The organism is Burkholderia sp. Bp9015 (assembly GCF_003853505.1).
Taxonomy (GTDB): Bacteria; Pseudomonadota; Gammaproteobacteria; order Burkholderiales; family Burkholderiaceae; genus Burkholderia.
On the sequence record NZ_QTPZ01000070.1, the window covers coordinates 1 to 11848 of the forward strand.

Here is an 11848-nt window from a genome sequence, read left to right on the forward strand (position 1 = left end):
GCACGGTCACGATGGAAGGCGACGCGAAGCAGATGCTCGACGATCCGAAGGTGCGGGCTGCGTATCTGGGTGAGTAACCTCGTGAACAAGTGCGGCATGCCGACGATGCTGGTCGAAACGAGCAATGCAGGGAGTGATATCACACGACTTGCCTCTCACGCCTTCGTGTCCTGAAAGTCCGGACATTCGCATCGACCGAACCGACTGATTGCGATCGGATGTGTCGAGGCCAGTACCGGGACCAATCATGCAGATGATCCAGCCGCATGAGTCGGCAGAATGCGTTTGTGCTGGAGCGCACTGAGCTTGAGGCCATCGTTGGAAGTTGGAGCGCGTTGCAAGCAAAGCATCCACGACCTTTGGCATCGGGAGCAAGAGGATCCGACCTGAGCGCCCTTCAACGGCTCAAAGAGAGAAGTCTCAGTCGCCTTACCAAGTAGACCGGCACCATGCCGATCAAGTTTTTCAGCGGCCGGTCCGACAAGTGATCTTGGGAAACCAACGGGTTCTTGCCGGTGTCGGAAGCGGAGCAAGATGGGTGGTGGAGCGGGGCAGTCCTGGAGCGAGAGTCATCCTGATTTGCGTCGGGATTCAGCGTCGACGTTTCGGGTCACCGGATGCAAATCGTTACGTGTCGTTCTGGGATCAGGGTTTATGTGCCGGACCGCGATCAGTATGTCGATGATGAGAAGCGTGTGTGATGTACCCCGATCGGAACGCGTCGCTTCTTCCGGCAATATTGCATGCACTTGGGCAAGCCGTGATCGGGGTAACGGGACAATGGACTACCAGTCGAGCGTAGCAAAGAGTTCCGGTACTTCGTGCAGCGTCTGTAACGTCGCGTCTGGAGTGTAGTCCGGCAGCAATTTTCGACCCGTGCCTCGATCAATCCACACGCAACGAAATCCGATGTCTCGCGCCGCTGCATGGTCCAGATGCGGGCTGGCGCAAATGTGAACAACGTCGTCCTTCGATACATCAAGCTGTTCGTGCGCGTAATCGAACAGCCGACGTGCTGGTTTGTAGGCCCCGGCCTGTTGTGCAGTAATGACCCTGTCGATATAGCCGCCAAGTTGTGCTACGTTGCCTGCAATAATGTCGTCGTCCGTATTCGAGACAATACACAGACGGTATCCCATTGCTTTCAACTTCCCTAGCGTGCCGACGACCTCGGGAAACGGTGGCATCGCCGCAATCCTCGAAGTCAGCACTGCGGCGTCGCTTTCGCTCCCGGCAAGCCCGAATTCCTCCAGCGCAAGTCGAAGGCCCTGGCCGGAAACCTGACGGAAGGTGCGGTGGGGCGATTGCTGCTCGAGCTCATGTTCATACCGGTCGTAAACCTCGATGAATCTGGATGCGTCGACCTCCGTTGCCTGCCGTTTTCCAAGAATCTCGCGTACCGCTGCCAGCAAACCTTCGTCCCATTGAATGAGCGTGCCGTAGCAGTCGAATGTCAGCCATTGTGGCCGACTCGTATCTTTCAGTGACATCATTGTTCCTGTTTGGCTAGAAGACATTCGCATCATAGGCAGAAGGTCTCATATTTAGAAATTAGATAATAAAATCATGGATATTTAAATTTCAAATGACTGACCATGTTTGATCTCGAGCTACTGAAGACGCTGATTTGCGTCGTTGATGAAGGCAGCTTCACTCGTGCAGGCGAACGTGTTCATCGCACGCAGTCGACTGTTAGCCAGCAGGTGCGAAAGCTGGAAGAGTCGGTAGGTCGCCCGCTGCTGCTCAGGGACCGTTCGGGGAATCATGTCGTTGCCACCGAACACGGTGTCTTGCTCGCGCAGTACGCGCGGAGGCTGCTGGCGTTGTCGCAGGAAGCCCGCGAGGTGCTCCAGCGCGACGTCAAGCTTTCGCCGGTTCGAATCGGGGTCCCGGAGGACTTCGATGCGCGGCGCATGTCGGCAATACTCTCGGGTTTTCTGAAGGTCCGACCGGATGTGAGGCTTGAAACGTCGGCGGGTATGAGCGCGGATTTGCAAGGCAAGCTTGCCGCGAGGGAAATAGACCTAGCACTCGTCAAGCGGGAACCCGGCAGAGGCGACTGCTTCGCGGCTTGGCCGGAGTCGCTTGCTTGGGTGCGGGGGCGGGATGCTGATCCCCCGAAGCCGGATTCGGATGAGCCGATCGCGCTTGCGCTTTTTCCCCACGGATGTATTTACCGTCAGCGGGCGATCCGCAGTCTCGACAAGGCGCAGCGTGCCTGGCGCATAGCGTTTGGCAGCCAAAGCCTTACTGCGATTCAGGCAGCGGTCGCCGCAGGTCTGGCTATCTCGGTGCTACCGAAGTCTGCGATCTTGCCGGAGCATCGAGTCTGCACCGATTTGCCTCCATTGCCACCGTCAGAGCTTGCGCTAGTCGGCACCGGCGATATTCTTGACAACGCACAGCGAGATATGGTCGATTTTTTGATCAAGCAAATCAAACGCGCGTAACCGCCCGAATACGAAAAGCCTCAAGACATGCGGGCTTCAGGCTGATTTCAACGTGCTTCGAATCGTTGCATGAAGCCGCTACGCCACTTGCATTCATTGGTGTCGTTCAACCGTGGCAATCAGTGAGCCGTTCGAATTTCCCGAACCCGTGCTGAGCGCTGAGAGTCCATCAACCATCATTCTGCTTTCATTTGGATGAATCGGGGGTAGACGCGACAAGCATGTCGATCAGGGCCCGTGATGCCGCAGACAAGCGACGATGAGGCGCATAAATCACAGAAAACGGCCGTGTGCGGCCACGGAGGTGGGGCAGCAGTTCGACGAGAGTTCCGGCCTGAATCCGGTCCCGAACAATAAAATCATAGGTCTGGCAGATGCCGGCGCCGCTCTGCGCCATTGAAACGACACCCAGCACATCGTCGGAGACCGCGACGTTCGAAGGCGGCAGCCAGTCGATGTCCTGACCGCCGTCCTGGAACACCCACGGTGCGATACGGCCGCTGCTGGGCAGCATGAAAGGCAAGCAAAGGTGGCGCTCCAGATCGGCCACGTTTTCCGGAATGCCAGCATTGGCGATGTAATCGGGCGACGCTACCAGGCATAACGCTGCATCTTCGAGCTTGCGCGCGACCAGTCCACTGTCGGGCAATGCGCCTAGCCGGATCGCCAGATCGAAACCTTCGGCCACCAGATCGACGTTCCGGTTCGCGATATTCAACTCCACGCGAACCTGCGGGTGTTGCTGCGTGAACTGCCGAAGCAGCGGTGGCAGACGATAGTGTCCGTACGTCGTCGGTACGCTGAGCCGGACATGACCTGTCAGCGCGCCGTCCTGCCCCTGAATGGCGCGCTCGGCATCGTCGATCAACAAGAACGCTGCGCGCGATTGTTCCAGATAGAGCCTGCCTTGCTCCGTCAGGCTCAACCGTCGGGTCGAACGACGCAGCAATTGCACACCCAGCCGAGTCTCCAGGCGCGTGATAGCTCGGCTCAGAACCGAAGGTGTGCTGCCTAAGGCCACCGCGCCGGCGGTCATCGAGCCTTTTTCAATTACCGTGACAAACGCTTCCACATCACCGAGATGGTCGAATCTTCGCCCCATCTTGTCCTCCGGAGAACAGAAGATTTACTTCTGACTCAGTTTATCTCCTCCATTGAGCCAAATAAAGTGGGCGCATTGTGATCCGTCGTCGGGTCACCCACTGAAATCGAGGAGCGAACCATGAATAGTGAACATCGCGACCGGCAGGACTTGTCCGTGCTGTTCGTACTCACGAGCCACGCGACGAAAGGCTCGACCGGCGAGCCGACCGGGTTTTATCTCGGCGAAGTGACGCATCCGCTTGCCGAACTCGACGCGGCCGGCATCCCGGTCGAATTCGCGTCGATTCTGGGCGGCGAGCCGCCCGTCGACGGGCTTGACCTGACGGACGAAGTCAACGCGCGCTATTGGAACGACAGTGCTTTCCGCGACGCGCTGCGCCACACGCAGAGACTGGGCGATGTCGACGCGTCGAAATATGCGGCTGTCTTCTTTGCAGGCGGTCACGGTGCGATGTGGGATTTTCCGGGCAATCCCGACGTGCAAAAGGTGACTCGCGCGGTCTATGAGGCAGGCGGTGTGATCGGCGCGGTATGTCATGGCCCCGCCGCGCTGGTGGATGTGACCCTCGGCGACGGAACGTACCTGGTCGCCGGCAAGAACCTCAGCGCATTCACGGATGACGAGGAGCGCGCGGTTCAACTCGATCGCGTCGTGCCTTTCCTGCTCGCGAGCACGTTGACACAGCGCGGCGCGCATCACCATCCCGTACCGAATTGGACGGCGAAGGTCGTCGTCGACGGACGTCTCGTGACCGGCCAGAACCCGCAGTCGGCTTCCGGCGTTGGCGCGGCGATCCGTTATCTGTTGCTGAATCACTCAGGGCAGGCCTGAAATTCCCCATGGAGAACGCTATGCATTCGATGCGCAAGCTCGCCGTTGCCGCCATGCTCGGCATTGCAGCGTACAGCGCTCACGCGGCCAACGTGCTCGTGGTGTTGTCGGATTCCGATCACCTCGATCTGAAGGACGGCAAGGTCTTCGCGACGGGCTTCTACCTGAACGAACTGATGCAGCCCGTGAAAGCCTTGCTTGATGCCGGCCACCAGGTGACCTTCGCCACGCCCGAGGGCAACGCGCCCACGATGGATGCGACGTCTGCCGACAAGATGTACTTCAACGGCGACGAAAAGGCGATGCGCGGTTACCAGGCTTTGCTCGACAAGCTGCAAATCACGTCGCGCTCGCACTCTCCCGTGATCAGTCTGTCGCGGGTGGAGCAGATCGGTTACGGGCACTTCGATGCCGTCTATGTTCCCGGCGGCCACGCGCCGATGCAGGATCTTCTGACCAGCCCCGCGGTGGGCCGACTGCTGGCCGATTTTCACGCGCGCGGCAAGACCACGGCGCTCGTTTGTCATGGTCCGATTGCGTTGCTGTCGACCCTGCCCGATGCACAGGGCTTTGCACGAAAGCTCGCCTCGGGGAACGCGAGCGGCAGCTACCCGAAATGGATCTATTCCGGTTACCGCATGACGGTGATCAGCAACGCGGAAGAGGAGCAGGCAAAAGGACTGCTTGGCGGCGGAGTGATGAAGTTCTATCCGCAGACCGCGCTGCAGCAGGCCGGCGGCATCTATAGCAGCAACGAGGTGCCATTTACCGCGCACATGGTGACCGACCGCGAATTGATCACCGGTCAGAATCCGGCCTCCGCACTCGACGTCGCGGGCGAGATGCTGAAGCGGCTGAAGTAATGCCACGCAATGGACCGGCGTAGCCGGTCCTTCGACGAGCAAGGGAGAAGCAAACGGTGGATCTGCAACTTGAAGGTAAAACTGCCATCGTCACCGGCGCCACCGCTGGCATCGGCATGGCCATTGCACGAACGTTGGCCGGCGAAGGTGTGTCGGTCACGATCACCGGGCGTCAGCGTGACAAACTCGACACCGCCGTCGCCGAGATATCCGCTACCGCGCACCGCGGCAGCGTGCGCGGAATCGTCGCCGATGTGAGCGGCAAGCGAGGTGTCGCGGAACTGATCGAAGCGCAGCCGGATACGGATATTCTCGTGAATAACCTTGGCTACTACGAATCCAGGGCCTTCGCCGAGATCACTGATGACGAATGGCTGCGAATGATCGATGTCAACGTCATGTCGGGCGTACGGCTGTCACGTCATTACTTTCCTCGCATGCTTGCGAAGAACTGGGGGCGTGTCATCTTCATGTCCAGCGAAGTCGGGGCGTTCACGCCGCCGGACATGGTGCACTACGGTGTCAGCAAATCGGCCCAGCTCGCGGTCTCGCGCGGAATGGCCGAACTGACGAAGGGTACGGGTGTGACCGTCAACAGCGTACTGCCGTCCGCTACGCGCTCCAAAGGCATCGTCGCGTATTTGCGGCAGACCGCGCCACGACCCGATATGACCGATGCGGAAATCGAATCCCACTTCTTCGACACGTATCGTCCGAGTTCACTGATCGCCCGCATGATCGAGGCCAACGAGATTGCCGCCATAGTGGCGTTGCTGGTCAGTCCTTTGGGTGCCGCATCCAACGGTGCTGCGGTGCGCGTCGAAGGCGGCACTTTTCGGTCGATTCTGTGAACAGGTGCCTCGATATGTCAGCCCACGTCATTGTCGCACTCGTAGAGGCGAAGCACGGTTGCGAAGCGGCGCTGGTTCAAGCCCAGCAGGAACTCGTCGAGATGGCGCGCCACCAGCCCGGCTGTCTCAGTTACGAACTGCATGAATCGCTGGATCAGCCGGGGATGGTCGTCTTTTTTGAGCAATGGGCGGACCGCGCGTCGTGGGAGTACCACATGCGCAGCCCGCTGATGGACGCATTCCGCGCGACCGCCGGTCAATGGATCGAAACCTTCAAATTGCTGCATCTGCATCAAGTCGCATAACCGCATCTAACGAATTCACCATCCTTCATCATGTTCGAGCGCTTGAGTCGAGTTACGCCATTTGCTTTCGCAATTGCCTTCATCAGTTGCGCGACCGCAGCGACTGCGGTGGCCGATACCCGGCTTGAACGCTGGCGAAGCTACGCCGGAGTAAGTTGGGAGATTCCGAAAGACGGTGGGGATCCCGCGCCGTTCGCTGGCTCGGTCAATGCGCCGATTGCCGGGCTTCATTTCGACGCACGCGGTACCGCATATGTGAGTACCCCGCGGTTCGTCGCCGCGTCGACACCGGCGACGCTAAGCAGGCTGGATACTCGGGCAACTACCGGCCCGGCGCGACTGACGCCATTTCCGTCAATGGAAGGCAATTCCACAGCAACTGCTCCGAGCGAGCATTTGCGCAACGTGCTGGGCTTCTACGTCGATCGGAAAAACGACTGGCTCTGGGCACTTGACATGGGGTTCGTTGCCGGGGAATCGGAGGCACCTGCTGGAGCCCAGAAAATCGTGGTGTTCGATTTGAAATCCGGACGAATCGTGAAGCGCATCGCCCTCGACGGTGTGGCCGATCGTGCCGGCAGCTTCCTCAACGACATCGTCGTCGACGAACACAGGCGCATCGCGTATGTTTCCGACAGTGGCTCGCGCAGTTCACCGCATAACAAGGTCGGACTGATCGTCGCCGATTTTGCGTCAGGCACGGCGCGACGTGTGCTGGACGGGCATCCGTATTTGCAGGTCGAAGCTGGGGTAAAGGTCGTCTCCCATGGCGTTGAAGTATGGCCGGAAAAGCCGCTGCTGATAGGTATCAATGGTATCGCGCTGTCGCCGGACGGTGCGACGCTGTATTGGACCGTGACGACAGGAACACGCGCACGTTCGGTTTCGACCGCCGTTCTTAGGCTGCGCGGTGCGACAGATGAGCAGATCGCCACGGAGATTCGTGATCTTGGTGCTGTCGGTGGCAACACGGACGGAATCGTGACGGATTCGCACGGTGTGCTCTACATTACCGATGTCACGCACAATGGCATCGTGAAGTACGAACCGGGCACGAAATCGATGTCGTTGATCGCATCCGACGATGGCGTGCATTGGCCGGACACTCCGGCTCTGCTTCCGACCGGCGATCTCGTCTTCACGTCGAGCGCGCTGAGTGACCATGTCGCAGGTCTGGTCCCAAACGGTCACGAGCGCTACGAGTTATGGCGGATATCGATCGGCGGCAAGTAATTGGGAGTCGGGGCTGCATCTGTATTGGGCGACAGCCGTTTTATGGCCAACCGAGAATAGAACGGCGTGTGCGCTTGCGGCATTGGCTCCTGGTGTGACGGCGAAGGGTGCTGAAAGCCATGTGCCTGAGCAACCTGAAATTGCGCAGTTAAATTCGGCGATCCGATACGAGTCCGTTTATGCCTTGTGTCGAAACCGTGGCTGTTTCAGATCATTCTCCGGCGCTCTGATTCATCGCCGCGAGAGGATGTTGATCATCGGAGAATAGACTGATCTCTTACGCCATCATTCCTTTAATTTTCCTGATCGTCTAGGATTTTTTCGATTTCACTGCAAAGAAAAATTACGAGAGGACGTTGTTCAAAGCTGACTGGATTCACTTTTGCAATTAAGGCAAGTTCGGTCCCCGGTAAATCGGGCAGCTTATCGGAGGACGACAGGATTCGATGGGAGGGCAAGACGGCAGATCTTGGCAATACGCCAACGGCCAAGCCGGCAGATACCGCGGCTTGAATTCCGGTCAAGCTGGGACTTTCGAAACCAACTCTCCATCGTATTCCTGCTTTTTTGAGAGCATATACCGCTCGTGCCCTGTAGATGCATCCTCGAGGAAAGACTGCCAATGGCAACACGTCGTACGGCGTGACAGTCTGCCAGTTTGTCACCCAGACGACGGACTCTGGCCAAGACGCCACACACGCCCCCGTTCCGGGTTCCCGTTTTACCAAGGCAAGTTGAAGCTGATCAGCAGCAAGCTTCGCATGCAGATCAATACTCATGCCGCTTGCTATTTCAAGTCGAATGGACGGGTTTATACAGGCGAATCCGGAAAGAACTTGCGTAATCCGGTCGACCCGAAAATCTTCGGGTATTCCAATTCGAATTTGAATCAAATCCCGGTTGGCCGCAAGAGCGTTTTTTGCTTCCTGGGCAAGTTCAATAAGACGACGCGCGTAGGTCGCCAATATTTCACCCTGTTCCGTGACGACAACATTGTTACCACTTCTATCACGGACGAGCAACGTGTGTCCAAGTGATCTCTCGAGCCTCGATATTTGTTGACTTACTGTGGATTGCGTCTTGTGGATTCTCTCCGCGGTTCTCGTAAAGTTCCGCTCTTCGACGACGCACAGCAGGGTGTTTAATAGATCGAGGTCAATCATTATCGGGATGTGCTGAATCTCGGAATTAGAAACAGTAATTCATTTCCTTGATGATTGTCATTCGGCGGCGCGGAACAATAGTTTTGCTCGGCGGATCAAGATTTCCGTCTTGCTTGGAGCACCATCCATGGAATTGTCGCGAATCGCATGTGGTGGCTGGGGGTAAGGCTGTTTGGCATTTGATGAATAAAATGGGAGTTTTTGATCTTCACATATTCAAATAGTCGATCATGATTGTATGTGGAATGGCTGAGCTGGTGTGCATGAGAGGCATATTATTATAATTAATAACACTTATCGAGATATTTAATTTCCTCGTAAAAATGAGGCGAGTTAGGCTGCGGGTTGTAAATTGGAGTCAAGAATGAGGTATGGTCGTGCGGGGTGGCGTCACGGCCCGGTGGTGCTTCCGAGGTAATTATTCGAATCGGACCCGCTGCACGGTATTCGATGCGGCTTTTTGCAAATATCGATTCGCTGTAATGGTGCGGTGTGTTGATGTATTGGTTGTTTTATTGTGGGTGATTATTTGAAACTTAGAAACTTTCAATGAATTTGGGGGTGTCGGATGAGGTGGCGCATTGCGTTGTTCATGGGAATTTCGTCGCTTGCGGTCAGTGCGTGTGGAGGGGATGACGGAGCTGTAGGTTCTCCTGCCAGTGTGCTGACGCAGCAGTCTGCATCCGGGCAGCAGTTCGAATCGAACTCCCTTTCGACCGCCGGGAAAAATTCCGTCGCGATCGATAAGGACTATTCCGTAAGAAAATCTGCATGGGTCAACTTGTCGAGTGGATCCATGGGGATTGCAATGCAAGAACTTGGCCATTCTGCAACAATCCAGTCCAGCGATTCGGTGAATCCCGCAATTCAGAATCAATTTGACGGGGTGATTGTGAACGCAGATGAAGATTTCGGTCGCTATAAAGAGAAAGTATCCAGTGCGCTGAACGAAGGCTATCTGATAATCATCGATTCATCGGGGAGTGCCGATAGTCAACAGCGCGTTCTCGATCTCAGTATCGAACTGGCCCATGTCGGGCGCAAAGCAGCGGTTGCGTTGCTGTATAAGGGGGCGCCGGATGAGGGGGTAGGCGTACTCGCATTTGATGCCGCAGAGCGAGATGAGTTGGCCACGCTCTTGCCCAAACTCGGGCGACGCGGAAGCGATTCGTTGATTAAACAAAAAACGCAATGATTGCGGGGTGAATCGAATGAAAATTGAATCCTCTCGATATGCCGTTCTGGCAACATTGCTCGCGGCTTGCCTGGGCTTGCTTTCCCAAAATAGTCACGCTCTCGCTACCGGAACAACGAAGTGGGTGACGGACCCAACGATTTCCGCTGATCGAAATAATTCGTATATTTCGTACTATTCCAATCAAGGTGCCCAAGGAACGTATTGGGTGTGGAGGGTCCAAAAATATTATCCAGAATTTACGCTCAGTTGCAGTACGCCGTCGAATAGTGGATGCACAGCGAACAAGACAGAAGGCCGTAGCACGTCGATCACGAGGCAGTGGACGATCGGTATCGATTTATCCCCGACCTTCAAAAGCCAAGGCGGCGGCCTAAGTGCCTCCTATAGTCAGGCCGTGACGCAAGAGCAGAGTTTCACCATTGGGCAAACAATCTATGTGCCATCCGGATCTACGGCGTATGCGATGATAATCGCGCTCGATAAGTACATTCCGGCGGCGGATTATAGAGGTGTTTGGAGGGCGACGGGAAAAAGGCAGAATCCGACGTGTACTCAGTGGGGCTGTGGACCTTATCGTTACGAAATGCGATGGGATAACGACTATACATTCTCAACATGGAAGGGCCATATGGTGACGTATCACCGTGCTTTCATGTGTGCGACAAGAGATACCGTCGCGCCCCGAGTCGGGGACGGCCCGCCGAAGGGTTGCTCGTTGCCACCGATACCGTATTGACTTGGACGAAGGCCCTGGCAGGCGCCGCCCCTTTTTCGTCGAGGGGCGATCGGCCGTGCGGGGCCAGATTGTTCGCGCAGAACGGCGAACCAGCAGTTGAAGTGACTAGCGGTGATCGACGAGTACGCGCGTGAATGGCGGTTGGCGCACGCGTCGAATACGAAGTCGTACGCCCAAACGTGTCGTGCCGCCGTCGCCGGCTGCGGCCGAGGGCGATGGACCGACACGCGTCGACGGGGTCGCTTGCGCGGCACCTGCAACCCGGCAAGACGCCACAGCTGCCAAGCCCGGTCGGCGCTCATCGGGTGACCTTGCCGCTCCAGAAAGATCTGGATGCGGCGGTAACCATAACGCGGATATTGCGCCGACAGAATGCTCATCGCTGCCAGCACCGGCGCGTCCCGCACGGCCAGCGTCGATTCGTAATGCAGCGCCGATCGGGCGACCGACATCAGCGCGCACGCACGTCGCTCCGACAGGCCCCGTGCTTTCGCGTAGGTGACCTGCTGGCGTCGGGCGGACCATACATTTTTGCGTTGATCTCTTTCATCACGTCCAGCTCGAGATCGCGCTCGGCCAGCATCTTCTTCAGCCGCGCATTCTCTTGCTCGAGCTGCTTGAGCCGCTTCACGTCGGCAGCCTCCAGCCCGCCGAAATGTTGTCGCCAGTTGTAAATGGTTTGCTCGCTGACCCCGTGCTTCTTCGCAACTTCCGCGACCGGCGCCTTGTCCGCCTCGCGCAGGATGGTGACCATCTGTTCTTCGGTAAACCGGCTCTTCTTCATGACTTCCTTTTCTCCGTTGGAAGCCATTCTCTCAAGTTTCAACTGGTCCGAAAATTCCAGGGCAGGTCATCTTCCGTAAACTTGCTCGTCTTCATGACATGGCCTTCGTGTCCCAGTCGGACACGTCATGTCGAATTTCTCCAGTTTTGACCCTGACTATTTCCTAGATCAGGGTCGGTATCCAAGCTCATTCGATATCGTCCAGCTTTACCCCGGTGTTGTTTTTCCATGTCAGCACGGCGCAACTCGCGACTAGCAGGCTGTTGAAAAGCGCCTCGTTCCGACGATCGGGGCACTGTTTAAAGGGGTTTCGTATGCGATTGGCTGCT

At 57.0% G+C, this 11848-nt stretch carries 10 protein-coding genes and 2 pseudogenes; 8 read left to right on the forward strand and 4 right to left on the reverse strand.

Features of this window, described 5'->3' with window-relative positions; translation table 11 throughout:
* Window positions 1–77 (forward strand): annotated as a pseudogene (locus DIE12_RS37315) (ABC transporter ATP-binding protein); the annotation flags it as partial.
* A gap of 708 nt (window positions 78–785) precedes the next feature.
* On the opposite strand, the gene DIE12_RS37320 reads toward DIE12_RS37315, so the two are convergent.
* Window positions 786–1490, reverse strand: a complete 705-nt coding sequence (locus DIE12_RS37320) for a haloacid dehalogenase type II (RefSeq protein WP_069707191.1) — start codon at window positions 1488–1490, stop codon at window positions 786–788.
* A gap of 105 nt (window positions 1491–1595) precedes the next feature.
* Between DIE12_RS37320 and DIE12_RS37325 the strand changes: the two genes are divergently transcribed.
* Complete coding sequence (locus tag DIE12_RS37325) at window positions 1596–2450, forward strand: LysR substrate-binding domain-containing protein (RefSeq protein ID WP_059619746.1); 855 nt, start codon at window positions 1596–1598, stop codon at window positions 2448–2450.
* A 187-nt stretch (window positions 2451–2637) separates the two neighbouring features.
* Here DIE12_RS37325 and DIE12_RS37330 read toward each other — a convergent pair whose 3' ends face one another.
* A complete protein-coding gene (locus DIE12_RS37330) occupies window positions 2638–3552 on the reverse strand; it encodes a LysR family transcriptional regulator (RefSeq protein ID WP_124489509.1) in 915 nt (304 codons plus the stop codon).
* 120 nt (window positions 3553–3672) lie between these two features.
* Between DIE12_RS37330 and DIE12_RS37335 the strand changes: the two genes are divergently transcribed.
* The 5 genes from DIE12_RS37335 to DIE12_RS37355 are packed head-to-tail and all read left to right on the forward strand — an operon-like array spanning window position 3673 to window position 7638.
* Window positions 3673–4386: a type 1 glutamine amidotransferase domain-containing protein gene (locus tag DIE12_RS37335; protein WP_124489510.1), complete on the forward strand. Its 714-nt coding sequence runs from the start codon at window positions 3673–3675 to the stop codon at window positions 4384–4386.
* Between the two features lie 8 nt (window positions 4387–4394).
* Window positions 4395–5249 (forward strand): type 1 glutamine amidotransferase domain-containing protein, encoded by an 855-nt coding sequence (locus DIE12_RS37340; protein ID WP_260427366.1) that lies wholly within the window; start codon window positions 4395–4397, stop codon window positions 5247–5249.
* A 56-nt stretch (window positions 5250–5305) separates the two neighbouring features.
* A complete protein-coding gene (locus DIE12_RS37345; protein WP_124489511.1) occupies window positions 5306–6100 on the forward strand; it encodes an SDR family NAD(P)-dependent oxidoreductase in 795 nt (264 codons plus the stop codon).
* 14 nt (window positions 6101–6114) lie between these two features.
* Window positions 6115–6405: a putative quinol monooxygenase gene (locus DIE12_RS37350; protein ID WP_124489512.1), complete on the forward strand. Its 291-nt coding sequence runs from the start codon at window positions 6115–6117 to the stop codon at window positions 6403–6405.
* A gap of 30 nt (window positions 6406–6435) precedes the next feature.
* On the forward strand, window positions 6436–7638 hold the full coding sequence (locus tag DIE12_RS37355) for an L-dopachrome tautomerase-related protein (RefSeq protein ID WP_124489513.1): 1203 nt from the start codon (window positions 6436–6438) through the stop codon (window positions 7636–7638).
* Window positions 7639–7931: 293 nt separating this feature from the next.
* Here DIE12_RS37355 and DIE12_RS37360 read toward each other — a convergent pair whose 3' ends face one another.
* A complete protein-coding gene (locus DIE12_RS37360) occupies window positions 7932–8801 on the reverse strand; it encodes a LysR family transcriptional regulator (RefSeq protein WP_124489514.1) in 870 nt (289 codons plus the stop codon).
* A gap of 661 nt (window positions 8802–9462) precedes the next feature.
* Between DIE12_RS37360 and DIE12_RS37365 the strand changes: the two genes are divergently transcribed.
* Window positions 9463–9996 carry a hypothetical protein gene (locus DIE12_RS37365; RefSeq protein WP_124551592.1) on the forward strand — a complete coding sequence of 178 codons (534 nt, stop codon included), beginning with the start codon at window positions 9463–9465 and terminating at the stop codon, window positions 9994–9996.
* A gap of 879 nt (window positions 9997–10875) precedes the next feature.
* On the opposite strand, the pseudogene DIE12_RS37370 reads toward DIE12_RS37365, so the two are convergent.
* Window positions 10876–11519: pseudogene (locus DIE12_RS37370) on the reverse strand (transposase); the annotation flags it as partial.
* Window positions 11520–11848: the final 329 nt, after the last annotated feature.